General features: G+C 34.9%; 21 protein-coding genes. 15 read left to right on the top strand and 6 right to left on the bottom strand.

Annotated elements, in window-relative coordinates; genetic code table 11:
- Positions 1-5 precede the first annotated feature (5 nt).
- The 3 genes from FOL89_RS13030 to FOL89_RS13020 all read right to left on the bottom strand — a co-directional run bounded on the left by FOL89_RS13030 (position 6) and on the right by FOL89_RS13020 (position 2,498).
- The gene (locus FOL89_RS13030; protein WP_144283229.1) at positions 6-1,043 is read right to left on the bottom strand and encodes a quinone-dependent dihydroorotate dehydrogenase; all 1,038 of its coding nucleotides are present in this window, start codon (positions 1,041-1,043) and stop codon (positions 6-8) included.
- Between the two features lie 540 nt (positions 1,044-1,583).
- Positions 1,584-2,279 (bottom strand): pseudouridine synthase, encoded by a 696-nt coding sequence (locus FOL89_RS13025; protein WP_144283228.1) that lies wholly within the window; start codon positions 2,277-2,279, stop codon positions 1,584-1,586.
- A 24-nt stretch (positions 2,280-2,303) separates the two neighbouring features.
- Positions 2,304-2,498, bottom strand: coding sequence for a DUF4177 domain-containing protein (locus FOL89_RS13020; protein WP_056011787.1), 195 nt, complete (start codon positions 2,496-2,498; stop codon positions 2,304-2,306).
- A 378-nt stretch (positions 2,499-2,876) separates the two neighbouring features.
- On the opposite strand from FOL89_RS13020, the gene FOL89_RS13015 reads away from it, so the two are divergent.
- Both FOL89_RS13015 and FOL89_RS13010 read left to right on the top strand, forming a co-directional pair.
- The gene (locus FOL89_RS13015; RefSeq protein ID WP_144283227.1) at positions 2,877-4,418 is read left to right on the top strand and encodes a glycine--tRNA ligase; all 1,542 of its coding nucleotides are present in this window, start codon (positions 2,877-2,879) and stop codon (positions 4,416-4,418) included.
- A gap of 78 nt (positions 4,419-4,496) precedes the next feature.
- Entirely contained in the window at positions 4,497-5,630 is a 1,134-nt protein-coding gene (locus tag FOL89_RS13010) for a serine hydrolase domain-containing protein (protein ID WP_144283226.1), read from the top strand.
- Between the two features lie 47 nt (positions 5,631-5,677).
- Here the strand turns inward: FOL89_RS13010 and FOL89_RS13005 are convergent, their stop codons facing one another.
- Positions 5,678-6,955 (bottom strand): Y-family DNA polymerase, encoded by a 1,278-nt coding sequence (locus FOL89_RS13005; RefSeq protein ID WP_144283225.1) that lies wholly within the window; start codon positions 6,953-6,955, stop codon positions 5,678-5,680.
- A 186-nt stretch (positions 6,956-7,141) separates the two neighbouring features.
- On the opposite strand from FOL89_RS13005, the gene FOL89_RS13000 reads away from it, so the two are divergent.
- From FOL89_RS13000 to FOL89_RS12970, 7 genes are all read left to right on the top strand, one after another.
- Positions 7,142-7,642: a M15 family metallopeptidase gene (locus tag FOL89_RS13000; RefSeq protein WP_144283224.1), complete on the top strand. Its 501-nt coding sequence runs from the start codon at positions 7,142-7,144 to the stop codon at positions 7,640-7,642.
- 255 nt (positions 7,643-7,897) lie between these two features.
- Complete coding sequence (locus FOL89_RS12995) at positions 7,898-8,923, top strand: rod shape-determining protein (protein WP_089743371.1); 1,026 nt, start codon at positions 7,898-7,900, stop codon at positions 8,921-8,923.
- A gap of 28 nt (positions 8,924-8,951) precedes the next feature.
- On the top strand, positions 8,952-9,806 hold the full coding sequence (gene mreC / locus FOL89_RS12990; protein ID WP_144283223.1) for a rod shape-determining protein MreC: 855 nt from the start codon (positions 8,952-8,954) through the stop codon (positions 9,804-9,806).
- Positions 9,799-10,305: a rod shape-determining protein MreD gene (locus FOL89_RS12985; protein ID WP_144283222.1), complete on the top strand. Its 507-nt coding sequence runs from the start codon at positions 9,799-9,801 to the stop codon at positions 10,303-10,305. Before mreC ends, FOL89_RS12985 begins: the two co-directional genes overlap by 8 nt.
- The gene (locus FOL89_RS12980) at positions 10,302-12,329 is read left to right on the top strand and encodes a peptidoglycan D,D-transpeptidase FtsI family protein (RefSeq protein WP_144283221.1); all 2,028 of its coding nucleotides are present in this window, start codon (positions 10,302-10,304) and stop codon (positions 12,327-12,329) included. Before FOL89_RS12985 ends, FOL89_RS12980 begins: the two co-directional genes overlap by 4 nt.
- Positions 12,326-13,573: a rod shape-determining protein RodA gene (gene rodA, locus FOL89_RS12975; RefSeq protein ID WP_144283220.1), complete on the top strand. Its 1,248-nt coding sequence runs from the start codon at positions 12,326-12,328 to the stop codon at positions 13,571-13,573. Before FOL89_RS12980 ends, rodA begins: the two co-directional genes overlap by 4 nt.
- A gap of 86 nt (positions 13,574-13,659) precedes the next feature.
- A complete protein-coding gene (locus tag FOL89_RS12970) occupies positions 13,660-14,241 on the top strand; it encodes a pentapeptide repeat-containing protein (protein ID WP_144283219.1) in 582 nt (193 codons plus the stop codon).
- 81 nt (positions 14,242-14,322) lie between these two features.
- On the opposite strand, the gene FOL89_RS12965 is transcribed toward FOL89_RS12970, so the two are convergent.
- Both FOL89_RS12965 and FOL89_RS12960 read right to left on the bottom strand, forming a co-directional pair.
- On the bottom strand, positions 14,323-15,015 hold the full coding sequence (locus FOL89_RS12965; RefSeq protein WP_144283218.1) for a C40 family peptidase: 693 nt from the start codon (positions 15,013-15,015) through the stop codon (positions 14,323-14,325).
- A gap of 340 nt (positions 15,016-15,355) precedes the next feature.
- Positions 15,356-17,551, bottom strand: a complete 2,196-nt coding sequence (locus FOL89_RS12960; protein WP_144283217.1) for a glutamine synthetase III family protein — start codon at positions 17,549-17,551, stop codon at positions 15,356-15,358.
- A 741-nt stretch (positions 17,552-18,292) separates the two neighbouring features.
- Here FOL89_RS12960 and FOL89_RS12955 point away from each other — a divergent pair.
- The 6 genes from FOL89_RS12955 (at position 18,293) to feoB (ending at position 25,934) form a co-directional block, all read left to right on the top strand.
- The gene (locus tag FOL89_RS12955) at positions 18,293-18,508 is read left to right on the top strand and encodes a hypothetical protein (RefSeq protein ID WP_144283216.1); all 216 of its coding nucleotides are present in this window, start codon (positions 18,293-18,295) and stop codon (positions 18,506-18,508) included.
- 115 nt (positions 18,509-18,623) lie between these two features.
- Entirely contained in the window at positions 18,624-19,382 is a 759-nt protein-coding gene (locus tag FOL89_RS12950) for a GLPGLI family protein (RefSeq protein ID WP_144283215.1), read from the top strand.
- Between the two features lie 340 nt (positions 19,383-19,722).
- Positions 19,723-22,461, top strand: coding sequence for a TonB-dependent receptor (locus FOL89_RS12945; protein ID WP_144283214.1), 2,739 nt, complete (start codon positions 19,723-19,725; stop codon positions 22,459-22,461).
- A gap of 193 nt (positions 22,462-22,654) precedes the next feature.
- Complete coding sequence (locus FOL89_RS12940; protein WP_144283213.1) at positions 22,655-23,584, top strand: GLPGLI family protein; 930 nt, start codon at positions 22,655-22,657, stop codon at positions 23,582-23,584.
- 123 nt (positions 23,585-23,707) lie between these two features.
- The gene (locus tag FOL89_RS12935) at positions 23,708-23,974 is read left to right on the top strand and encodes a FeoA family protein (protein ID WP_144283286.1); all 267 of its coding nucleotides are present in this window, start codon (positions 23,708-23,710) and stop codon (positions 23,972-23,974) included.
- A complete protein-coding gene (gene feoB, locus FOL89_RS12930; RefSeq protein ID WP_144283212.1) occupies positions 23,961-25,934 on the top strand; it encodes a ferrous iron transport protein B in 1,974 nt (657 codons plus the stop codon). Before FOL89_RS12935 ends, feoB begins: the two co-directional genes overlap by 14 nt.
- Positions 25,935-26,110 lie beyond the last annotated feature (176 nt).

Below are 26,110 nucleotides of genomic sequence, written 5' to 3'. Positions count from 1 at the left end.
TAATATTATCTTGGCAAACGGCTCGCTCTCGTTAAAATCGCCTTATTAATATCATTAATCAATTCCGGACCTTCGTAAATAAAGCCTGTGTACAACTGAACTAAAGTTGCTCCTGCATCCAGCTTCTCCAACGCATCTTTCGCAGAATGAATTCCGCCCACTCCAATGATTGGGAAAGCACGGTTACTTTTATCAGAAAGATATTTAATCATTTTTGTACTTCGCTCACGGATTGGTTTTCCGCTTAAACCACCGTTTCCGATTTGCGCCAAAGTTTCAGGTGAAGTTTTCAGACCTTCTCTGTTCACGGAAGTGTTAGAAACTACAATTCCGTCAATCTTAGTTTCTGCAATCAGTTCGATAATCTCGTCAAGCTGTTGGTTATTCAAATCCGGAGCAATTTTTAAAAGAATAGGTTTTGGATTTACTTTAGTATGATTGATTGCTTTTACTGCGGTAATCAACTCTCGCAAATATTCCACATCTTCCAGTTTTGCGTGACTTCCTACATTCGGACAACTCACATTCAGAACGAAATAATCTACATAAGGATGTAGGCCTTCAAAACACTCGAGATAATCCTGAGTATAATTTTCCGGTGTTGTAGTGGTGTTTTTTCCGATGTTTCCGCCGATGATGATCCTGCCTTTGTTCTCTTTCAGTTTTTGAATCGCAGCTTCAAGACCATCGTTGTTGAAACCCATTCTGTTGATGATTCCACCATCTTCGATGAGACGGAAAAGTCTTTTCTTAGGATTTCCAGCCTGCGCTTTTGGCGTAACCGTGCCAATTTCAACAAATCCGAAGCCTAAATCTCCCAGTTCGTTGAACAAAACTGCATTCTTATCGAAACCTGCTGCTAAGCCAACCGGATTTTTAAATTTCAGCCCGAAAACTTCTCTTTCCAGACGTTTATCTTCAATTGGTTTTGGTAAAAATAATTTAGTAAGAAATCCGAAATTTTTCAACACGGAAAAAGTAAAATGATGAACTTCTTCAGGATCAAATTTGAAAAGAATGGGGCGAATGAGCGATTTGTACATTGAAAAAAAGTTTTACAAAAGTACTCATTTTAAAATTAATGGCTTATTGATATGTGATAGATAAACTCGAATTGCAATAATCTATTTTATCTGTAAACCTTCGGGAGTTTTTTAACGCAAAGATGGATTTTATTGAAAATTAATTTTAAGGAGCAAAGTATTAATCAACAAGTTGATTTGATTAAGCTATGTTTTCAAGCTTTGCGTAGCAAATTTATTTGCCTTTGCTGCTTAAAATAAAAAGTAGGGAAATAGATCTTTGCGTTAAATGCTTACAGAATTGAAAAGATAAAGTAGCAAGTTCTTCAGAATAAAATTTAAAAAAATCGTACGAATGAGTAATTTTTATACTGAAAATATAAAAATTAAACGCAAAGTTTTTCATTTGAATATATTCGGTTTTAAGGAGCAAAGTATTAATCTACAAGTTGATTTGATTAAGCCATGATTTTAAGCTTAGCGTAGCAAATTTATTTGCCTTTGCCGTCTAAAATAATACAAGATAAAATATACTCTTTGCGTTTAAATTAATTTAAATTATTAGGAATAAGAGCTCAAATCAAAATTCAAAATATCCCCTACCTGCTTAAATTCATCATCTATAGTAGCATTTACCGTAATTCTTTCGTTAGAAATAGGATGATTAAAAATCAAACGATGGGCATGAAGCGTCATTTTGTTGATGCTAAATGTCTGAAGCCACAGTTTATTCTGTTTATTGCATCCATGTTTTCGACAGCCTAAAATCGGATGTAAAATATGTTTAAAATGTTTTCTCAGCTGGTGAAACCTTCCAGTATGCGGAATCGCTTCCACCAAAGAATATCTCGAAGTCTGATGTTTTAAAAAAGGTAAATTGATTTCAGAAGTTTGTAATCGGCGATAATAGGTAATTGCATTTTGCTTGATTTCATTCTCATTTACCAGATCATAATCAATGGTTTCCTCTTCTTTTGTCCAGCCGCGGAGAATAGCGATGTATTTTTTCTCAACTTCTCTTGTGGCAAACTGTTCACTCATCATTCGCAGAGTTTCTTTATCTAAAGTAAACAACAAAACACCAGAAGTTTTTCGGTCTAAACGATGTACAGGATAAACTTTTTGTCCGATCTGCTTTCTCAGTTCCTGAATTGCGTATGTATCTGCCTCTCCCGAATAAAAAGATTTATGAACTAATAATCCGCTGGGTTTATTGATCGCAATAAGATGTTTGTCACGATAAAGGATTTCTAACATGGGGCAAAACTAAGATAATTAGTCTTATAACTCTCTTTTAAAAGTATAAATAATACCATAAAAACTCCCTCCATAATCTCTACTTTCTGCCGTCACTAATTCCCATCCCTCACTTCCGTACTGATTTAGCGTTTTATCAATATCTGCAGGCTCATATTTGGTTCCCCAAAATCCTTTAGGCTCAATAATAACTGTTTTATATTCGAATCTTTTTCTCATAATAAATTTCTATTGTAATCTACAATGTAAAATAAATTTTTGAAATTTACACATAAACCTAACGGTTTTTTGTTTTTGTAAATTAAATGTATTTGTAACGATGATTATTACTAAACCTCATAGGTTTTGGAAACCTATGAGGTTTGCTGCCCAAAATTTCTTTTAAAGTGTACTTTTCTCCCTAGTCCTGATTTTAGCGGCATCCTTTTTCTGCGTTACCTGAAAAAGCGCCGGAAAAAAAGATATAGCTCTTCGACAAGCTCAGGATAAACTACAAGCAGATTCTTGACTCCTAATAAATTCAAAATTAAAAACTTGCATCACCCTGCTTCTAACTTCCCGCTTTTTCACTATTTTTGCACACAAGACGAAAAATTTATGGCAAAGCAAGAAGATGTTTTCAAGAAAGTGATTTCTCACGCTAAAGAATACGGTTTCATTTTCCCTTCCAGTGAGATCTACGATGGATTATCCGCTGTTTATGATTATGGACAGAATGGTGCAGAACTGAAAAATAATATCAAACAATATTGGTGGAAGGCAATGGTACAGCTGAACGAAAATATTGTAGGAATTGATTCTGCAATTCTGATGCACCCGACAACCTGGAAAGCTTCTGGTCACGTTGATGCCTTTAATGATCCTTTGATTGATAATAAAGATTCTAAAAAACGTTTCAGAGCAGATGTTTTGGTAGAAGATTATTGTGCTAAAATTGAAGATAAAGAAAACAAAGAAATTGAAAAAGCAGCGAAAAGATTCGGAGAGTCTTTCGATAAAGCTCAATTTGAAGCGACAAACCCAAAAATCTTAGAATATAGAGCCAAAAGAGAACAAATTCTTTCAAGGTTGGCAAAATCTTTAGAAAATGAAGATCTTGCTGATGTAAAAGCATTAATTGAAGAATTGGAAATTGCTGATCCGGATACAGGTTCTAAAAACTGGACGGAAGTAAGACAATTCAACCTGATGTTCGGAACTAAATTGGGTGCTTCTGCAGATTCTGCGATGGATCTTTACTTAAGACCAGAAACAGCGCAGGGTATTTTCGTTAACTTTTTAAACGTACAGAAAACTTCGCGTCACAGACTTCCTTTCGGTATCGCACAAATTGGTAAAGCATTTAGAAATGAAATTGTTGCAAGACAGTTTATTTTCAGAATGCGTGAATTCGAACAGATGGAAATGCAGTTCTTTGTTGCTCCCGGAACTGAACTTGAATTCTACGAACAGTGGAAGCAAAAACGTCTGAACTGGCATTTGGCTCTTGGTTTAGGAAACGAAAATTACAGATTCCACGATCATGAGAAATTGGCACATTATGCGAATGCTGCAGCTGATATTGAATTTAATTTCCCATTCGGATTTAAAGAATTGGAAGGTATTCACTCGAGAACAGATTTCGATTTAAAAGCGCACGAGGAATTCTCAGGAAGAAAATTGCAGTTCTTCGATCCGGAAAGAAATGAAAATTATGTTCCTTATGTTGTAGAAACTTCAGTAGGTCTAGACAGATTATTCCTTTCTATTTTCTCTCATTGCTTAAGAGATGAAACATTAGAAGACGGCTCAGAAAGAACAGTTTTATCTTTACCACCAGCTTTAGCTCCAATTAAAGCAGCGATTTTACCGTTAATGAAGAGAGATGGTTTAGCTGAGTATGCAGAGAATATTTTCAACGATCTGAAATACGATTTCAATTTATTCTACGAAGAGAAAGATGCGATTGGAAAGCGCTACAGAAGACAAGACGCCATCGGTACACCTTATTGTATTACCGTAGATCACGATTCACTTACAGATCATACGGTGACCATAAGAGACAGAGACACGATGCAACAGGAAAGAGTTCCGGTTTCTGAACTGAGAAGAATTATCGACGAAAAAACAAGTTTCAGAAATTTACTTGCCAAAATATAAACAGAAAGCCTTGAGAAATCAGGGCTTTTTTTAGGCATGATTTTAAAATTAGTTTAAATTTGTTCAAGATCAAACATTATGGTAATTCTCATTTCTGTTGTAGTTTTTTTTGTTATTGCAATTCTTGCTCTATACATTTCCGGCTACGAATATCTACTGAACGGTATTTCTAAAACCTATCTGAAAGGAAAAACCAGCGCAAATATTGATGACGGAAATTATTTTACGGGAAATATCATTTCTACTAAAACCCCAAAAGCTTGGAAAAAAACGGAAGATTATAATAAAAAAGAATTACCGAAAAATATCGTTGATGATTTATTACAATCTAACACAGCATCTTTTTTAGTAGTAAAAGACGGAAAACTGATGCATGAGCAGTACTTTAAAAATTACAAAAAAACATCACTCACCAACTCTTTTTCTATGGCTAAAGCTATAACCGTAATGTTGTTAGGGAAAGCTCTGGAAGAAGGAAAAATTAAAAGTCTTGATGATAAATTCTTTGATTATTTTGATGAGTTTAAAACCAAAACATTAGCAGGAAATCTTACTTTAAAGAATCTTGCTCAGATGGAATCTGGGCTGGATTGGATTGAAGATTATAAAAATCCTTTCCTTCCGAATGCAAAAGCTTATTACGGAAAAAGTCTTATCAATGCTACCTTTTCAAGAAAATTCAAAGGAAGACCGGGAGAAACATTTGAATATCAAAGTGGTTCAACTCAGCTTTTAGGCTTTGCGGTGAAAAAAGCCGTGAATCAAACTTTAGCAGATTATTTATCTAAAAAATTCTGGATTCCTTTGGGAATGGAATATGATGCAATCTGGAGCACCGATCAAGCGGGAATGGAAAAGACCTATTGCTGCATTCACGCTACTTCAAGAGATTTTGCCAAACTCGGACAATTATTTCTAAATGATGGTGAATTTGATGGTCAACAGCTTTTAGGTCTAAGTTTCATTAACGAAATGCGGGCTCCAACCAAAAAATCCCAGGAAATTTACGGAATGGGGTTTTGGATCAATCATGATAATCCCATTAAGCATTATTATTTTTTGGGTTTACAGGGGCAGTATATTATCATGATTCCTGAGCATAAAATGGTCATCGTAAGAACCGGAAGCTACAACAACCTCCCCAAAACCGATAGAGGAAGACCGGATCAGGTAAAATTTCTGGTCAATGAAACGGTGAAACTCTTTTCCTGAATCCCAGATTGAAATTAATTTTTCAGACGTGAAAAACCAATTAAATTTTAGTGAAATCTAAAATTAGCTTCTGTAAGCGTATTATTTTTTAAAAAATTTTCATATTCAGGAGATAATTGTTTTCTTCCCCAAGTGTTTTCTCCGCTCATACTTCCGAGACGTACTTTATCTTTGCCATATTTTTTATTCAGGGCATCCATGGCTTTCATTACAGGCAAATGCTGATTTTGGGCATCTTCTTCAAAAAGATTGATCAGTCTTTGATCTTCAGGAACAAAATCGTTGACAATAACTCCGGCTTTTTTATAATGAAATCCTTCTTCATATATAGAATCAAACAGGTCATTCACAACTCTGCTGATCAAAATTGATGAGTTGGTAGGATTCGGAAGAATTTGGGTTTTGGCATTTCTGTATTCGGGTAAATCTTTTCTGAAGCGGTTGGTCTGTAGAAAAACCGTGACCATTTTGCAGCAGGTATTCTGCTTTCTCAAGCGTTCCGAGCAATACATTCCAAAGGTTTCCACACGTTCCCGAACATCTTCCTTTTTGGTAAGCATTTCCATAAAACTTCGGGTTACCGCAATAGATTTTTTAGCAGAAGGAGGGTCTAATTCGAGCTGGCGGATTCCTTTTAGTTCATTCACCATTCTTACCCCGTGGATTCCCATGATCTTACGAACCCACATTTCAGGTTTCTGCAGAAGATCCCAGGCTTTGTGAACGCCGTTATCATGCATTTTTATGGCAAGCCGTCTTCCGATTCCCCATACATCATCGATGTTGATCCATTTTAAAGCTTTTTCAATTTTTTCAGGAGTATCCAGCGTAAAAACTCCATTGAATCTTTCAGGATCTTTTTTTACAATTCTGTTAGCAATTTTACATAAGGTTTTGGTGGGCGCAATGCCTATACTTACAGGAATGTTTGTTTTAAGCTTGATTTCTTCTTTAAGCTGAAGACAGTATTCTGAAATATCAACATACTTAAAACTTCGTAGATCCAGGAAAAGTTCATCAATACTATAAACTTCATAATCTTTTTCGCCTACATACGATCTGGAAATACTGATGACCTCCTGACTTTTAAAATTGTAAAGTTCAAATTTTGCCGAAAAACTTTTTACATCATATTTCTTAAAAAGCTCTTTGTACTTAAATGCGGGTGCAGCCATTGGAACCCCAAGATCTTTTGCTTCTTTGCTTCTCGAGACAACACATCCGTCATTATTGGAAAGTACCACAACAGGTTTATCTTCCAGTGAAGGGTCTAAAGTTCTTTCACAGGACACGAAAAAATTGTTGCAGTCTACCAGAGCGTACATTTAGAAAAAAAGTATTTTGAAAACACAAATCTAAAACTTTTTCGATAGATTATTATGTTTAATTAAAATTTTAACATTGAATATAATTTACTTGTTTTCAGTTGATTAAATAATTTATAACACGACGAGTTTTGTCGCATCACGCCTCTACATTTGCATCAAGAGAAATTGAAAATTTAAAAAATCATGGACAAAGCAACGATGCAAAGAATTGAAAAACTTCATCCTTTAGTAAGAGATGAGGTAAAAGAGATTATAAAAGAATGCAATAAAGCATTAACAGGAAGAGCTAAAATCAGAATTACCCAGGGGTGGAGAAGTTTTGAAGAGCAGGAAAAATTATATGCAATCGGAAGGATTACTTCCGGAAAAAAAGTAACCAATGCAAAGGCAGGACAGAGTATTCATAATTACGGATTGGCAGTAGACATTTGTCTCATTATTGATGGGAAAATGGCAAGCTGGGACACTGCGAAGGACTGGGATAATGACCGAGTTGCAGATTGGTATGAATGTGTGAAAATTTTTGCAAAATACGGATGGGATTGGGGTGGTAACTGGAAAACTTTTAAAGATCTTGCTCACTTTGAAAAAAAGAATATTCAGACTTCAAAAGGTTTGGTAAAAACTACTTGGAGAAATCTGTCTAAAATGGAAAGAAATGAAAATGATTATGTAGTTGTATAATATATTTTGTTGATTATCAAAAGGAAATATTAAAGATATGAGTCTTCGGCTGAAATTCAGCACGGAGACTTCTGTTTTTATAAACTGCTGGAATTTTGTAAATCAGGCGAAAGATTAAAGAATAAATCACAGGCTAAAAAAACAAGATCAGTAAAAATATCATTTTAATAAAAATTTAACCAAATTATATAAAACTTATTATTTTTTACTAGTGTGAAATTTATATCTTTGTAAACTTAAATCAAGGAGAAAATTATGAGTTTATTCGATATGTTTACGCAAGAAATTGCGATAGACCTGGGAACTGCCAACACGCTTATCATCCATAATAATAAAATTGTTATAGACCAGCCATCTATTGTTGCGATAGAGCGTTCTACGGGAAAGCCGATAGCAGTAGGTGAACAGGCAAAACATATGCAGGGTAAAACCCACGAAGATATTAAAACAATCCGTCCGCTAAAGGATGGCGTTATTGCAGATTTTCACGCATCGGAGCACATGATCAAGGAGTTTATCAAGTTAATTCCCGGGATTAAAGGAAAATTTATCCAGCCTGCTCTTAGAATCGTGATCTGTATTCCGTCAGGAATTACAGAAGTAGAAAAAAGAGCGGTAAGAGATTCTGCTCAGAAAGTAAACGCAAAAGAAGTACGATTGATTTATGAACCAATGGCCGCTGCGATAGGAGTCGGGATTGACGTTCAGAAGCCTGAAGGAAATATGATCATTGATATAGGGGGTGGTACCACCGAAATTGCAGTTGTGGCTTTAGGAGGTATTGTTTGCGATAAATCTGTAAAAATTGCAGGAGATGTATTTACCAATGATATTGCTTATTTCTTAAGAACTCACCACAATTTATATATCGGAGAAAGAACTGCGGAAAGAGTAAAAATTGAAGTAGGTTCTGCTGTTGAAGATCTTGATGTGGATATTGATGATATTCCGGTACAGGGAAGAGATCTTATTACCGGTAAACCAAAGGAAATCATGGTAGGTTACAAGGAAATTGCCCGTGCTTTAGATAAATCAATTATCAGAATTGAAGATTCGGTAATGGAAACCCTTTCTCTTACACCACCGGAATTAGCAGCAGATATTTATAAAACCGGAATCTATCTTGCAGGAGGAGGTGCTTTACTAAGAGGTCTTGCAGACAGATTGCACAAAAAAACAGGTCTTCCTGTTTTCGTAGCTGAAGATCCTTTGAGAGCAGTAGTACGCGGTACAGGGATTGCGTTGAAAAACATGGATAAATTCAACTTCCTTATCAAATAATTTTTAATTTTTACGACTTTTTATCGGAATGGGATTTTTGCTGAGATTATTTTCTAAGAATGCGCTTTTTGTATTCTTTATTTTCCTGCAAATTATTGCGATTGTTCTGATATTTTCTAAAAATGCAATGCAGAAATCCTGGCTTGCCGGACAAACTGCGGCGTTCAATTCCAGAGTCTCTGGGTATATTGATGAAGGCGTTTCTTATTTAAAACTGAAAAAAACCAACGAAGATCTTGTTGCTCAGAATAAGGCACTAATGATAGAGCTTTACGGAAAAAGAGGAGCAAATTATCCGCAATTTAGAAAGGTCCACGATACTCTGGGTGGCGGACAGATTTATACTTTTGTTGACGGAGAAATTGTTTTCAACAGCATCAACAGGAGAGACAATTATTTTACCATCAATCGAGGGAGAAGAGACGGCGTTTTTCCGCAGATGGGGGTAATGGCGCCTAAAGGGATTGCCGGAATTGTGATCAACTCTACCGACAGTTATGCATTGGTTCAGTCGGTTCTAAGTGTGAATAAAATCAGGATTAATGCCGCTTTAAAAAATTCAGGATATTTCGGAACACTGACATGGAGAGGAGAAAACTCCCGTCTTATGCACCTATCCGATGTTCCTAAATATGTCTCTCTCAAGATAGGAGACACCATTGAAACCGACGGCAAATCTGCTATTTTCCCTAAAGGGGTGATGATCGGGACAATTGCAGGTTATTCCGTAGATAATAAAACAGGTTTCTGGGATATTTCTGTGGAGCTTAGTGAAAAAATGGGTGCGCTCAATAAAGTGTATGTAGTAAAAAACCTAAAAAAAGCTGAGGTTCAGAAAATACAGGATACCATGCAAGCTGTAATAAAAAAAGAACATGATTAGCAGAACTATATTTACCGATATTTTGATAATGGCTTTTCTGGTTTCATTACAAATTTTTGTTTTGAATAGGATTGTGATATTCGGTCAATATACACCAGTTCTCTATCCTGTATTTGTTATGTTTTATCCCTTTTTCAGAAATAAATTTCAGTTTCTGGCTTTAAGTTTTTTGATAGGACTTGTCATTGATACTTTTCTAAATACGGGAGGTATTAATGCTTTTGCCACAACATTCATTGCTTATTTCAGGACTTTAATTTTTCGTACTTCCACAGATACTTCCACAGATTTTTTCTCTTTTCAGTCCTTACAATGGTCACAGTTTTTGCTTTTTTTGTTGTCAAGTATTTTTCTGCATCAGCTTTTTGTGCAGTATATTGAGTTCTTTAAATTCAGCAGAGTTTTTGAAATCTTGCTTAATGTGTTGGTAACTACAGGTATTTCCTTTATATTTATCATTATTTACGCATTAATCTTTAAAATCAAACAAAAAGTTTGAACCCACGTCATTTAAAAATCTTATCCATTCTTATTATCATTGCTGTAATTTTTATAGCAAGACTTTCTTATTTGCAACTATTTACCGATCGGTATGCACTTAATGCTGCCAATACTTCCATTAAGACTGAATACGTTATTCCGCAGAGAGGTGTTATATTCGACAGAAACGGTAAAATTTTGGTCGGAAATCAGCCTGCTTACGAAATGTCTTTTACTCAGGCATTGATGAAGCCGGATTTTGATACTACAGCTTTTTGTAATTTAATTAAAATTACAGAGAAGGATTTTATCAACAGGATTAATAAAATTAAGACCGAAAAATATTATTCCAAACTCACCCCAATGACTTTTCTGAAAGATTTGAGCAGAGAAGACATTGCAAGAGTACAGGAAATAATTTTCAAATATCCGGCATTCAATATCGTTCAGCGTCCTCAGAGACAATATGAGGTTTCTACTTCAGGGAATTTATTGGGATATACCAGTGAAGTTAACGATCGTGAAATCAAGAAAGATTCCACCTATTATCTCCCGGGAGATCTCATTGGGAAAACAGGCGTGGAAAAATCTTATGAAAAAGAATTGAGAGGAATAAAGGGTATCAAATATATTCAGAAAGATATCAAGCTGAGAAATGTTGGTCCGTACAAAAACGGCACGCTGGATCGTGATGTCGTAACAGGAAAAGATATTACGTTAACTATAGACTATGATCTGCAGAGAATGGCAGAAGAAATGCTGGTGAACAAACACGGGGCAATTGTAGCTCTTGATCCTAACAACGGTGAGGTTTTGGTGGCAGCAACAGGACCTGACATTGACCCCAATCTTTTTACAGGGCCTAACAAGTCTAAAAACCTTTACGCTTTATCAAAAGATACCATTTACGAAAATAAGCCCACTTTTGACCGTTCTTTACAGGCAGCTTATCCTCCCGGATCAACCTTTAAATTATTGACTGCTTTGGCAGCAATGCAAATGGGCGTGATGGATGAAAATACTATTTTTCCGTGCGGAGGTGGATTTTATTATAAAGGAAAAAGAATTAAAGGACATGGCGGCGCAGATCCGCTTATTCCTTCTATTCAGGTTTCCAGTAACTGTTTTTTTACTTATGCTTTCATTAAGATAATTAAAAAATATCCCGGAAATCCTTCACGTGGTGTTGATGAATGGAAGAAAATCATGAGCAGCTTCGGGGTTGGTGAATTTCTGAATAACGATTTTGCTGTTGGAGCAAAAGGAAGAATTCCTTCCGGAGATTTTTACGAAAGAAGATTCAAAGCAATTATGAAAGCCAGCGGCTCCAAAAGAAAGGATTTTAAAGACTGGGACGAAATGTCAACCGGGGCTATCTACAACGGAATGGGACAGGGAGATGTACTGGTTACTCCCATTCAGCTTGCCAATTATGTAGCAGCAATTGCAAATAAAGGCTGGTATTATACCCCCCACATCGTAAAATCTATTGACGGAAAGCCAAATCCGGATCCAAGATTTAAGAAGAGGCATCAGACTTTAGTAGATAAGAAACATTTTGATCCTGTACTGAAAGGAATGGAGGCAGTGGTTCTCGCCGGAACAGCAAGGGGATTGAAGTCAAACGATTTTACACAATTAGCAAAAACCGGAACTGCACAGGTTCCGCAAGGAAAAGATAACTCAATTTTTGTATTGATTGCCCCTGCAGATAAACCAAAGATTGTTGTAGTTGCTGTAATGGAACACGCCGGTTTTGGGGCAACATGGGCAGGTCCTGCGTCTACGGTTATTGCTGAAAAATACATTATGGGGGATCTCAAAAGAGAACATCTGTATAAAAAAATGGTGACATCCAGCTTTATGCCGGAATATAAAAGACAGTGGATTGCCGATCTTAAAAGAAAAGGACTTTATAAAGAGCCAAAGCCGGACTCATTAAAGCTTAAAAGAATACAGGACAGCCTAAATCAGGTGAAGAAAAAGAAAGAAGATTTACAGAAAAAATTAAAGTCTCAATCACCAAAAACCCTAAAACAATGAAATGGACAGAAGGAATAGATAAACTTGGGCTGGGTCTTTATTTCTTGCTCTGTATTTTCGCTATTGCCAACATTTATAGTGTTGATGAAGGGCTGGGTAAAAAGCAGCTTTTGTTTTTCGGGATTTCTATTTTTATAGGAATTGTTATTTTTTTTAGCAGAAGTAAATTTTTTGAGAATATGTCGGGCATCATTTATATTGGCGGTGTGTTGATGCTTGCAGGTCTGCACGTTTTTGGAACAGAAATTTTGGGACAGAAAAACTGGTATAAGTTCGGAAGCTTTACAATGCAGCCTGTAGAATTTTCCAAAATCGGAGTTGCGCTGATGTTAGCAAATTACGTTTCCGGAGCAGAATTTAATCTCAGCAACAGAAAGTCTTTAATGACCGTTTTAGGTATTATTGCTATTCCAGCAGTAGTTGTACTGTCAATTCCGGATGTTGGTTCTTTACTCGTTTTTACGGCATTTTTCATAGCATTATACAGGGAAGGGCTTAGTGGGAAACTTTTTTTAATCGGGACACTTTTCGCATCGGTTTTTCTAATTGCCAATTATCTTAATGATCCTTTAGGATGGAGTCTATGGTATTTTACTGTATTTATCATTATCATAGGTTTGCTTTGGTTTCTTTTTAATGCTGCATTTCTTCGCAAAAATGTTTATAATTTGTTACCTGGCGTTGCGGTAGTTTTGGGATTGGCGGCTTTGTCTTTCATTTCGCCTATCATTTTTGAGAAATTACCAAAACACCAGCAGGAAAGAGTAGAGGTTTTATATAAAGGTGAAAAAGAATTCAGAGACACATCCGGTTATAATTTATTATATTCTAAAACAGCCATCGGATCTGGTGGACTTACAGGAAAAGGTTATAGAGAAGGCTCTGTTACGCAGGGTAAATTTGTCCCGGAGCAGGAAACCGACTATATTTTTTGTACGGTAGGTGAAGAATGGGGCTTTTTGGGCAGTACAATTCTGGTACTTTTTTATCTCATCTACATTGGAAGAATTTATTATCTCTCAGAGCAGCAAAAATCGGTGTTTAACAGAGTTTTTGGATATTGTTTTGCATCTATCCTGTTCATGCACTTTTCCATCAATTTAGGAATGGTAATGGGGCTTTTTCCAACGGTGGGTATTCCTTTGCCTTACTTCAGTTATGGTGGTAGTTCTTTGCTTGCATTTTCAATCATGACATTTATCTTTTTTAAGTTAAATTACGCAGATAAAAACAGCTTGGTGTAAGTATCAAAACAATAAGTGCGTCCATATCTGAAAATTTCTTTGATAAAAATTTCTCAATTTAAAGTTCCATAAAATCACAAACAGTTATGAAACAAACTTATGTTACAGATAAGACCTTTAAAAACATTGATCTCGAACAGAAGCTTTTAGAAGCTGGCGAATATGAAAACTGTATTTTCCGGAACTGTAATTTTGAATATGCAAATCTTTCAGGTTTTAAATTTACTGGCTGCGAATTTATCGAAAGTAATTTAAGCATGACAAAACTTATTGGAACTGCTTTTCGCGATGTTGTTTTTAGAAACTGTAAAATGTTCGGGATGTCTTTCAATGACTGCAATAAATTCGGGATGTCTTTTCAATTTGAAGACTGTATTTTAGATCATTCAATCTTTTATCAGGCTGATATCAGAAAAACAATTTTTAGAAATTCAAAGCTCAATGGAGTAGATTTTTCCGAAGCAAATATTTCGGGTTCTATTATCTTGAATTGTGATTTAAGCGGAGCCGTTTTCGATCAAACCAATCTGGAAAATGCAGATCTCAGAGATTCCTTTAATTATATCATTAATCCTATCGGAAATAAGCTTAAAAATGCTCAGTTTTCACTTTCCGGAATTTCTGGTCTTCTACACTCCTTCGATATTAAAATTGATAAAAACAACTAATTCAAATTGTTATTTCTTCTAAATAAAAAATTAAAGCCATCAAAAACTGATGGCTTTATTTATATAATCAATTATTTAAGACTAAAATCCAGATGCAGATGCAAGGGTATTATAATTTTCTCCGTTCTCATTAATGACTCTTTTGGCAAATCTATATTTAGGTCCCCAATAAGAATCGTTCAGCGAAGAAATCATGACTCCTCTAGAAGTTGCGGCGTGAATAAATTTAATTTCTCCTTCTTCGGTAACTTCTTCTACAATTCCTACGTGAGATATTCTTCTGCCGTGAGAAAAGAAAATCAAATCACCTTTCTGTAGGTTTTCTTTATCTACACTTTCTCCTTCCTGAGCCTGAGATGCAGCCACTCTTGGCAGACTAAGACCTGCAGCGGCTCCGAATACTGAAAGAACAAATGCTGAGCAATCTATACCGTTTCTGGTAGTTCCTCCGTATCTGTAAGGAGTTCCCAAATAAGTAGAAGCTTCAGCTAAAATATTATCAATTGTTTTACTATGCTTGATTGCTTTTGCAATTTCTAAACTCTTCAAAGAATTTTTAGCATTCGATAAAGCGGCTGCTTTTTCAGAAACAAAAGAACTGATTAGCAATTTTTTATCTTTTTCTAATTGAATATCTACTGCAGCAAGTTTGGCATCTGTTTTGTACTCTTTAGCGAAGGTTGCTGGTTTAGATACCACATAGTTGGTAACGCAAGATTGTAATGATAATGTTGAAACAAAAGCAACTAAATAAAACAAAACTCTTTTCTTCATATAAATTTTATTATCCGTGTTAAAAAGGAATATTTATTTCTTTAAAGCAATACAAAAGTAGATATTCCTAGTAAAAGCTCCTGTATATGAGTATTGTCAGGTTCTTGATTTAACACATTTTAACATATTTTTTATGTATGTTAAAAGAAAATAAACCGCAGGCTCCCATTTATGGTAATTCCGCGGTTTTTTTTATTAAGATTTTTTAACAAAATAGATTGTTTCTATTCCGTTTATTACGAATCGTAATATTTTATTCCATCAAATAATAAATTGGTTTTAACAAAAAAGTTCCCCGGAAAACCCGGAGAACTCTCACTAATATGGAACTTTACAGATGTTATCTCGTGAATAACATTTCTCTGTATTTTGTCATTGGCCAAAGTTCATCATCTATCATCATTTCAAGATCATCAGAAGCATCTCTGATGATATCGAATAAAGGTTTCACTTTGTTGCAGTAGTCTTCTGCCTGTTTTTGGCTATCTGTTATTGCTTTCGCAGTTTCTCTTGCTTTGATAAGATCTTCAACACCCAGCTTCATTTTAGAAATGTTTTCAGAAATACTTGTAATCAGACTCATTTGTTCTTTTGCTAAAGGTCTGAATTCTTTATCTCCAAATATTTCTTTTAGTCCTTTTACGTTTTCGATCAGTCTGTTCTGATAATTTAAAGCAGAAGGAATGATGTGGTTTCTTGCGATGTCACTTAGTACTCTTGCCTCAATATCAATAACGGTAGAATATTTTTCTAGTTTTATTTCGTTTCTTGCTTCTACTTCTCTGTGGGTGAAAATTCCCATTTCCTCATATAGAGCAAGGAATTTTTCGTCCATTTCCTGTTTAAGAGCTTCCGGAGTAGTTTTTAAGTTGTTAAGACCTCTTTTTTCAGCTTCCAGAGCCCAGTCATCAGAATATCCGTCACCTTCAAACATGATGTTTTTACACTTTTTGATATATTCTCTCAATACATTGAAGATGGCTTCGTCTTTTTTCAGTCCTTTTTCAATTAAAGCATCTACTTCTTTTTTAAAGTCGTTTAATTGTTTTGCAGCAATCGTATTCATTACGGTCATAGATTCTGCGCAGTTTGCAGAAGATCCTACCGCTCTGATTTCAAATTTATTTCCTGTAAATGCAAATGGTGAAGTTCTGTTTCTATCGGTATTGTCCAGCAAGATTTCAGGTATTTTTCCTACCACATTTAGTTTTAAATCTGTTTTTTCGTCCGGAGAAAGTTTGCCTTCCGTTACTTTTTCAAGCTCTTCCAAGACTCTGAACAGCTGGCTTCCGATAAATACAGAAATAATTGCCGGTGGAGCTTCGTTTGCACCTAATCTGTGATCGTTGCTTGCAGAAGCGATGCTTGCTCTTAAAAGATCTGCATATTCGTGAACTGCTTTGATTGTATTGACGAAGAATGTTAAAAACTGTAAGTTTTTCTTAGGATTTTTTCCAGGGCTCAAAAGGTTCTCTCCTGTGTTGGTTGCCAAAGACCAGTTGTTATGCTTTCCGCTTCCGTTTACTCCTGCGAAAGGTTTTTCGTGAAATAAAATGTGGAAATGGTGTCTGTGAGCAGTTCTCGCCATAACGTCCATCAATAAAGAGTTGTGGTCAACAGCAACATTCACTTCTTCAAACATTGGAGCCAGCTCAAATTGGTTGGGAGCTACCTCATTGTGTCTTGTTGTTACAGGAATACCCAATTTCATGCATTCAACTTCCAATTCTTTCATAAAATTCATTACTCGTGTAGGAATTGATCCGAAATAATGGTCGTCCAATTGCTGCCCTTTTGCAGGAGAATGTCCTAACAAAGTCTTGCCGGTTAAAACTAAATCCGGACGAGACTGGTATAATGCAGAATCTACCAAGAAATATTCCTGTTCCCACCCTAGAGTAGGAGTTACTTTTGATACATTTTTATCGAAATACTGCATTACGTTGGTCGCAGCTTCGTCTACAGCGTTCAAAGCTCTTAAAAGAGGTGCTTTATAGTCTAAAGTTTCTCCTGTATAAGAAATGAAAATGGAAGGGATGCATAATGTGGTTCCCATAATAAAAGCCGGAGATGTAGGATCCCATGCGGTGTAACCTCTTGCTTCAAAAGTGTTTCTAATACCTCCGTTCGGGAAAGAAGATGCATCCGGCTCCTGTTGGATCAATAAATTTCCGCTGAATCTTTCGATGGCTCTTCCGCCTTCAATCGGAGTAAAGAATGAGTCGTGCTTTTCTGCAGTAGATCCTGTTAAAGGCTGAAACCAGTGTGTATAATGAGTTACTCCTTTGCTCATTGCCCAATCTTTCATTGCTACGGCAACCTGATCTGCAATGTGTCTTTGGATTTTGCTTCCTTTTTTCACAGCATCCATAATAGACTGGAACGCTTCTTTCGTTAAATATTCTCTCATTGTTTCTTCTGAGAAAACATTCTGACAAAATAATTCTGATAATTTCACAGGAACTTCAACAGAATTATCTTTTCTAAAGTCCTTGAATGGTAAAGTTTCTAACGCTTTAAATCTTAAGGTTGACATATTAGGTTTGGTTTTATATTGCAAATTTAAACAAAAAATATATTTGAAATTGATCTACCCCTATATTTTAATATTAAATTGTAAAAATATTTGAAAATATTGAGGGTTAATTGGTTTTTTGAAGGGGTTATTCTGGGTTTTATTATTTATTGGTTCAATTGCCTGTCTGGTTGCTTTCTTACATAGACAGGAAGAATTCAATAGGAAGAAAATTTACTACTCAATTATTAGATAATTTTCAAAAGAATTAATTTCTAATGAGAAATAATTATCAACCAATATCCATGTAAAAACTTTTCAGATTAGAGAATTTTCTTTTAAATAATTATTACTGCAAAACCACTCTTGCCAGTCATTGCCCTATTCAATATAGGTTAAAATTAAACTTTTGAACGATTAAAAACAAAATTCCCCGTAAAAATTACAGGGAATTAAAAAACGCAAATGATGAAAAAAAATATTTTTTGCTAAAGTAAAAAAAAACAAATTATCCGGTGAAAATTTTCTTGTGAAAAAAAACATCAAAATTTGCTGAATTTCTTTTGCACTTTTCACAGAATAAATTTTCTAAGTTTGTACCATGACACAGATGAGAAGTTCGCAAACGTTTTACGACAATCTGTTGTAAGTGTATTTCTTTTTTATTGTCAAATGATGCATCATCCTGTCTGTACATTTTATTCTAGGCAAAACTGTACAGGTAGGGAAAAAATTATTTTAACTTTAAAAATTGTATTAATTATGAAAAAAATATTTTTCTGTGCCTTCTTAGGCATATCAGTACTCGGATTTGCAAGGAAGGTGGCAACTTGGACATCTACCTGCGGCGTAGCTCACACTACATCATTCGCAGATCATTACACAACAGCTCAAATAGCTGCAGCTATTGAAAAAATGAATGAATCGGAATGTGGTACAAAGGTAAAAGTAATCCTTAGCACTAATGTGAACGCTTAAAATTACTAATGTGGCGGAGGAAACTCCGCCTTTTATAAAAAAACAATAAAAAAGCTTTGATCAAATAACAATAAAAAAGCGAAAGACATCATCAGAAAAAATAAAATATTCCTATATGAAAAAAACACTTTTAGTATTCATGGTGTTTACGGTTATCCATGTTTTTTCTCAGAAAATAACAATTGAGCCAACCATAAAAGTTACTTACGACTCCAAACTGCAATTGGGAGAAAAATATAGTCACTACCAAAAATTCATACTGATCGGCAATTCTAAAGATTATTATTTTGCGGCAGGTCAGAATTATTTGAATGACACAAAACAATACATCCCTTCGGGGATAGATACGCAGGCGATAAGTGATTATTTTGAAGAAAGACTGATCAGAAAAGACGGTGTTACCAACATCTATGTGACTGCAGTTGAAGCCAAGCTCAGGTATCAGGAAAAAATCGACCTCAAATGGATGCTGTATTCTGAAACGAAAATGATCAACGGAATTAAATGCCAAATGGCAGCAACCAACAAATACGGCAGAAGGTGGATTGCCTATTTCTCACGAGATTACCCGCAGTCTTTGGGACCATACAAATTTACTGGTCTTCCGGGACTTATTCTGGAATTGTATGACACGAGAGATGATTATCATTTTACCGCTTCAAAAATTGAAAAACACACCAAAACTTTTGCTTTTAATCTGGGCGAATACAAAAACTTTCCAAAAGAAAAGTATTTGAAAGCAAAATACAATATGGATTTTACAATGGCTGCTTTTGACGGTATCGAAGGAGAAGATAAAAGAAATCTGGAAAAAGCATTAGAAAAACTGAAGAAAATGTATAACAATCCTTTAGAACTAAAGCCTCTTGAATAATAAATGTTTAAACAATCATCGACTTAATTTTTCAGAATATATTAAAGCGAGTTTTTGTTATTAACTGATCTTTCAAAGAATTAGTTTTTTGTGAAAAAAATTCAAATTAAAACAACAATCCGGGACAAATAATTTATCACTATATTTGTAGTGATATTTTTTTGTTTTGGTGAAAATTTAGAAATAATCTCTCGAATAAGTGTAACAAAAAATGAATACTTCTCACTAATTAATCGAAGCTAAAGATCTGAAACTTTTTAAAAATCACAAAAATGTGATCCTGCAAAGAATTGAAAAAGCCAAGAACGGAAGCTAAACTATAAAAGAATAAAATCTACATATGAAAATAAAAATCTCCCTTTTCCTGATGTTTTTTTTCTCTGTCATCACGTTTGCACAGAAGACTGTTACAGGAAAAATTACCGATGAAGATGGCATAGCCATTCCAAGCGCAAGTGTAACGATTGAAGAACCCGGAAAAGATGCCATTTTGGCCTACGGAATTACCAATTCTAAAGGTGAATATAAGGTAACATTTACTTCATCAGAACCCAATGTAGATCTTAAGGTAAAAGCTTTTAACCAAAAATCTCTTACCAAACAAATCAGCAACACCAGCCAGAATCTTAGCTTTAAGCTTCAGCCGGAAGCTACAGAGATCAAAGAAGTACAGCTGAAAACTAAAATGATTACCGCTCGCGGAGATACGATCTCTTACGATCTTAAAGCATTCGACAGTAAAAATGACCGGACACTTGCTGATGTAATGAAAAAAATTCCGGGAATTGAAGTGAAAACCGACGGTACGGTTCTTTATCAAGGGAATCCCATCAATAAATTTTACGTGGAAGGAAAAGATTTAATGGAAGGAGGTTACGGAACAATTAATAATTCGCTTCCAAAAGATGCAGTAGCAAAAGTTGAAGTTTTGGAAAACCATCAGCCTGTAAAAATGCTGCAGGGAAAAATTCCTTCCGATGCAGCAGCCCTTAATATTAAGCTTAAAAAATCGGTTACGATGACAGGAAGAGGCGAGGTTGGAAGCGGTTTTGGTGATCCCTGGTTATGGAATGTGAAACTCACCCCCATGTTTTTCAGTAAAAAACAGCAGTGGGTTCTCAATTACAAGACCAACAATATGGGAGAACAGGTAGAAAATGAAGGAAACATTATTGGTTTTGGAAGCTCATGGGAAGGAAGAAGAAGCAACATAGGACAGAATAATTGGCTAAGTGTAGAAAATGCAAGTGTTCCTAATCTTCCGGTAAGAAGATATTTATTCAATAATGTTCATTATTTGTCTGCCAATTACCTCACCAATATTGACAAAAAGCAGGAATGGGAACTGAAAACCAGTGCTAATTACACTAATAATGCGGTGGAAAGGGAAGATAATGTTGAAACTATTTTTGCTGGAACAGCTAATCAACCTGGTTCAACCATCACAACATCTACTAGAAATAATTTCTATACTGATAAATTAAAAGGCGAACTTATTTTTACAAAAAATGCAAAAAAAGGATTTTTCAAAAATGTAACAACATTCTCGCAGTTTTGGAATGCTGACAGAGCTTTTGCAAAAAGAGTTGGCAGAATTGGAGATCAGTCACTAGAGTCCCCTACATCATCTTTCCAAAATTCATTGAGTTCAATTATTCCGTGGAAAGAAAAAATGGTAAACTTTAAATCTTATGTAAGTTATCAAAATGATAATCAAACATTATCAATTACACCGGCAAATTATTTACAATTCCCATACTTACTTCCTAAAGCAGATGAAAATGATCCGGACGAATTTGGAATCATCAATTTTGCTCCAGACACAAGAGCTGTTCAGAATTTTAACATTAAGACTTTAGTGACCTCACATTCAGCAAACGTTAGTTTTACAGCAAAAGGCTGGACATTTACACCACAAATTGGAGTAGATTACTCCTCAAATAAATTACTTACAAATTTTGATGGTGTAACAGTTCTTAACCAACCTGATTTCAGTAGTCCTGCTTACGAAAATAATTTGAAATTTACTGAGCTTGCGCCCTCTGCATCTCTTGGGATAAATTATAAAAATGACGCATGGAGTCTATTTGCTAATGTACCCGTAAATTTTAACAGTATTCAGGCAGAAGATGATATGAGGGGCGTTTCAAAATCTTTAGAAAAAACTACTTTTACTCCTAATACTTTTGTCCAGTATAGTTTTGCCTCTTTCTGGAAAGCAAGTTTAAATGGAAATATCAATTACAACTTTGGTGATATTCAGACTGCATATGCAGGATATTTACTAACAAGTCCTGCAGGATTTAATGTGATGGATGCAAATAATCCTATTCCTGAAGTTAACACTAAAAGCGTAGGATCAAGAATAGAATATAGAAATCCTTTAAATAATTTATTCTTTAATGTAAATTATAGAATAAGCGATACCAAAAGAAATCTTTTGTCATCCCCTATCTTAGATAGAAGTACCGGTTTTACATTAATACAGTATAAAAATCAGGATAATAAGTCTGCAACAAATAGTTTTAGTGGAGAAGTAGGAAAATATTTTCCTAAATATAAAACCAATATGTCAGTCAATTACCGAAATTCTTACACTGTTTCAGACGCATTCTTGGATAATGTACAATTTGAGAGTCAAAATACAAACCAATCTTATGGTCTAAAATTTAACAACACTTATTTTAGTTGGTTGAGCGTGGATTACAACGTCAATTTCACTTCCAACAAACAAGAAAACATTGGTCTTCCTAATGGGAGACTTGCAACAAACAAAGGCTTCAATCATAACCTTGCTGCCTTTCTATATCCTTTAGAAAACCACACAATAGGCTTTACATGGGATCAGGTAAATTCTAGTGATGGTGAAAGAAAATTTGATAATGCTTTTTACGATCTATCCTATCAGTTTTCATGGGCAAGCAAAAAAATAGATTTCGAATTAAAATGGATGAATATTGCCAACAGAAAAGTTTTTGAAACCTATGATATTTTAGCCTCACAAAACGCAGTAAGATATACGAGGGTGCAAATACGCCCAAGTCAGGTAATGTTTACCGTTAAATTTAACTTCAAATAAAACAGAAAGCCAATCTTCAGGATTGGCTTTTTTAATATTCATTCAAAAAATAATTCAAAAAAAATGTAACATTTTTTATATAATCCCAACTAATTATTAAAAATTGAAATATTAAAATCTACATAAATTGAATGATTTTAATAAGCACAAATGAATAACTGTAATTCCTTATATTCTTAAATAAATACCTTTTATGAAAAACATACTATCATTCTTATTTATTGCTGTTTTTGCCATCTCAAACGCACAGGAAACTGCAAACAGGTTTTTTTATGAATTGACCTTTAAACCTAAACAAGATTCTACCAAAATAGATAAAGTAATCACCATTTTAGATATTACAGACAAAAACAGGTCTATTTATCAGGATTACACAATCATTGCCCAAGACTCAATCATGAAAGTTGAGATTGAAGCAATGCAAAAAGCAGGAATTATGAAAGATCTCTCTAAATCTTTGAAACAGCCAAAAATTTCTGCAAGGGTTTATAAAACTTACCCGAGTATGAAAGTCCAGTTCGTTGAAAAAATTGCAAGTGGGTTTACTCCGGCGAACATTGGTTATAATGAAGAGCCTAAATTTAAATGGAAAATTTTAAATGAAAAACAGAAAATTGGTGAGTATAACACTCAAAAAGCGACTACAGAATTTGGAGGAAGAAAATGGACAGCCTGGTTCAGCTCGGATATTCCTTTTCAGGATGGTCCTTACAAATTCTCAGGACTTCCTGGTCTTATTGTAAAAATCGAAGATGACGGAAAAAATTACTCATGGGTTTTACAAGGGAACAAAAAAGTAAATGATTATACTGAATATTCTTACATCGAAAATCTAATGCAGGCGAAAGGGGGGAAAGTAAATGAATTGCCGAGAGATAAGTTTGAAAAGAAATTTGCTGAATTTAAAAAAGATCCCTTTGCAACGGTAAGACCAATGATGACTCAGGAAATGCTTTCTAAAACAATTCCGGGGATGGACGGAACTATCGGAGATATGATGAAGAAACAAGAAAAAGATTACAAAGATTTTTATAATTCCAATGATAATCCTATTGAGCCCGCTTATGGAAAAGTTTCTGTAGGAGAAGTTGAGAACTTAGGTCCGGATAAAAGTAAAAAATAACATTCATTTTAACTAAACTATATTTAGATAAGCCCAAATACTTCTCGTATTTGGGTTTATTTATGAATTTCATTATTTAGATTAAATTTAAATAGCGTATATTTGCAGTCAAAATTTTTGGCTTTGCAGGATATTTCATTACACAATCTTAGCAGCTTTCCCAAAAACAAATTGGGGAAAATTACCGGTTATGATAACGACGGAATGGATATGCCTGTGAAGATTATAGAAATGGGGCTACTTCCTCATACTACTTTCAGAATTCTTTATCAGGCTCCTTTCGGCGGACCTCTTTATGTGGAGTTTGGGGAAGAAAAAAGTAGGATTGCTCTTCGCCGTGAAGAAGCAGATTTTATCACTGTAGAAGAATTGACAGATGCGGGAAAATAATCAAAAACAAATTCTATTAGTAGGAAATCCAAACGTCGGAAAGTCTACTCTTTTTAATGCTCTTTCCAATAAAAAACAAAAAACCGGAAATTATGCAGGCGTTACTGTTTCCAGTCATTCCGGAAGATATTCATACCAAAATGAAGAGGTTGAAATAATAGATCTGCCCGGATCTTACAGCATATACCCAAGTTCAGAAGATGAGGCTATTTTTTCTAAATATTTAATTGACAATCAGAATAAATATTCCGGTATCATCTATATCCTCGAAGCTTTAAGCATTAAGAGAGGTCTTTTGCTTTTCCAGCAGATACAGGATTTGGGAATCCCAATGGTTTTAGTTCTCAATCAGATAGATCAGGCGGAAAGAAGAGGAATTTATATTGATGCAGATAAATTATCTGAAAAACTCAATATAAAAATCATTAAAACCAATGCAAAAGAACAGTTAGGCATCGAAGCCATAAAACAAGCTGTTTTTAATAATGATTTTACCAAAACTGAAAATCCTGTTTTCAGCATTCCTGTAGAACATCAGGATAAGATGTCAGAAAATACTTACCAGGACTGGCTCAAAATAACTTTAGCAAAAAGTGGCGAGCAGGATAAAAAACTAAACCCTAAAAGACTACAGGTACAGGAAACAGTGAGACGTTATCAGAATATAGACGAGATCCTTTCTGAAGTTATTTCTAAAAAGGCTCAGTTTAAAGAACTTCTTACCGAAAAGCTGGATAAAATTCTGGTACATCCTGTTTTAGGATATTTTTTCTTTTTACTGGTACTTTTAATTATCTTTCAGAGTGTTTTCTTTATTGCAGAATATCCTATGAATTGGATTGACGCACTTTTTGCCTGGCTTTCAGAAACTTCAGCAACTCATCTTCCCGAAGGCCCTGTCAATTCACTGGTTTCTAAGGGAATTATTCCCGGATTAGGCGGAATTATCATTTTCGCTCCTCAAATCGGGATTTTGCTGTATTTTCTTTATCTTCTGGAAGATTCGGGATATATGGCAAGAGTCGTTTTCCTGATGGATAGAATCCTGCGTCCATTCGGATTAAACGGAAAAAGTATTGTGCCTTTGGTTTCCGGAACCGCATGTGCGATTCCCGCTGTAATCTCAACAAGAAATATCGAGAACTTAAAGGAAAGATTATTGACCATTTTGGTGACACCTTTTATGACCTGCTCTGCAAGACTTCCGGTTTACAGCATTATCATCGGATTGATCATTTCAGACAAAACCGTTTTCGGAATAAATTACAAAGCTTTGGTGCTTTTGGGAATGTATCTGCTAGGATTTTTTGTTGCTTTGTTTTCTGCTTTTTTACTTAAAAACTTCATTAAGGAAGACAAGAAAACATATTTGGTAATGGATCTTCCAACTTACAAAAAGCCATTATTCGGATATGATTTCAAATTGGTTTTAGGCAAAGTATGGGAATTTATTACCGGAGCCGGAAAAATAATTTTTATTGTAAGCATTATCATTTGGTTTCTGAGCTATTTTGGTCCTAAAGAAAAGCCCGGACAATTTGTCGCAGCTGATGTATCACTAGATCATTCTTATTTGGCAAGAATGGGGAAAATATTAGAACCTGCCATAGAACCTCTCGGCTATGACTGGAAAATGGGAGTGGGAATTCTCACAAGTTTTGTGGCACGGGAAGTTTTTGTAGGTACAATGTCTACATTATACAGCTTGGATGATAATGCTCCGGAAGGAAAAGTAATTGATAAAATGAGACATGATGTAAAACCTAATGGCGAAAAAGTCTTTAGTTTTGCAACAGGAATTTCGGTGCTTTTATTTTATGCTTTTGCGATGCAGTGTGTTTCTACGATTGCGGTAGTGTACAGAGAAACAAAAAGTTTGAAGTGGACAGGTTTTCAGGTAATCATGATGACTGGTTTGGCATATTTTGTGTCGATGATTGTATATCAACTTATAAAGTAAATGGATAATTCATTAATCTTTCAATACATTATTGTAGCGTTAATTGTAATTTTCGCATGCTATTCTCTGTATAGAATTATCCGTGAAAATTTTTCACCCAAAAAATTCAATTCCAAAAGAAGCAATTGTGATAAAGATTGCGGTTGTTCTTAAAACCCAGATACTTGTTTAAGTAT

Origin of the sequence: Chryseobacterium echinoideorum, from assembly GCF_007474535.1 — a bacterium.
Taxonomy (GTDB): domain Bacteria; phylum Bacteroidota; class Bacteroidia; order Flavobacteriales; family Weeksellaceae; genus Chryseobacterium; species Chryseobacterium echinoideorum.
The sequence above is the reverse complement of the archived record's forward strand: the minus strand, read 5'-3'. Positions and strand labels throughout refer to the sequence as shown.

Excerpts from the sequence above, each read along its gene's own strand:
- rodA (WP_144283220.1), top strand. The coding sequence starts at position 12,326 with ATGAAATGGACAGAAGGAATAGATAAACTTGGGCTGGGTCTTTATTTC.
- mreC (WP_144283223.1), top strand. The coding sequence starts at position 8,952 with ATGGGATTTTTGCTGAGATTATTTTCTAAGAATGCGCTTTTTGTATTC.
- FOL89_RS12940 (WP_144283213.1), top strand. The coding sequence starts at position 22,655 with ATGAAAAACATACTATCATTCTTATTTATTGCTGTTTTTGCCATCTCA.
- feoB (WP_144283212.1), top strand. The coding sequence starts at position 23,961 with ATGCGGGAAAATAATCAAAAACAAATTCTATTAGTAGGAAATCCAAAC.
- FOL89_RS12985 (WP_144283222.1), top strand. The coding sequence starts at position 9,799 with ATGATTAGCAGAACTATATTTACCGATATTTTGATAATGGCTTTTCTG.
- FOL89_RS12950 (WP_144283215.1), top strand. The coding sequence starts at position 18,624 with ATGAAAAAAACACTTTTAGTATTCATGGTGTTTACGGTTATCCATGTT.
- FOL89_RS12965 (WP_144283218.1), bottom strand. The coding sequence starts at position 15,015 with ATGAAGAAAAGAGTTTTGTTTTATTTAGTTGCTTTTGTTTCAACATTA.
- FOL89_RS13025 (WP_144283228.1), bottom strand. The coding sequence starts at position 2,279 with ATGTTAGAAATCCTTTATCGTGACAAACATCTTATTGCGATCAATAAA.
- FOL89_RS13010 (WP_144283226.1), top strand. The coding sequence starts at position 4,497 with ATGGTAATTCTCATTTCTGTTGTAGTTTTTTTTGTTATTGCAATTCTT.
- FOL89_RS13030 (WP_144283229.1), bottom strand. The coding sequence starts at position 1,043 with ATGTACAAATCGCTCATTCGCCCCATTCTTTTCAAATTTGATCCTGAA.
- FOL89_RS13015 (WP_144283227.1), top strand. The coding sequence starts at position 2,877 with ATGGCAAAGCAAGAAGATGTTTTCAAGAAAGTGATTTCTCACGCTAAA.
- FOL89_RS12970 (WP_144283219.1), top strand. The coding sequence starts at position 13,660 with ATGAAACAAACTTATGTTACAGATAAGACCTTTAAAAACATTGATCTC.
- FOL89_RS13020 (WP_056011787.1), bottom strand. The coding sequence starts at position 2,498 with ATGAGAAAAAGATTCGAATATAAAACAGTTATTATTGAGCCTAAAGGA.
- FOL89_RS12945 (WP_144283214.1), top strand. The coding sequence starts at position 19,723 with ATGAAAATAAAAATCTCCCTTTTCCTGATGTTTTTTTTCTCTGTCATC.
- FOL89_RS13005 (WP_144283225.1), bottom strand. The coding sequence starts at position 6,955 with ATGTACGCTCTGGTAGACTGCAACAATTTTTTCGTGTCCTGTGAAAGA.
- FOL89_RS12995 (WP_089743371.1), top strand. The coding sequence starts at position 7,898 with ATGAGTTTATTCGATATGTTTACGCAAGAAATTGCGATAGACCTGGGA.
- FOL89_RS12955 (WP_144283216.1), top strand. The coding sequence starts at position 18,293 with ATGAAAAAAATATTTTTCTGTGCCTTCTTAGGCATATCAGTACTCGGA.
- FOL89_RS12960 (WP_144283217.1), bottom strand. The coding sequence starts at position 17,551 with ATGTCAACCTTAAGATTTAAAGCGTTAGAAACTTTACCATTCAAGGAC.
- FOL89_RS13000 (WP_144283224.1), top strand. The coding sequence starts at position 7,142 with ATGGACAAAGCAACGATGCAAAGAATTGAAAAACTTCATCCTTTAGTA.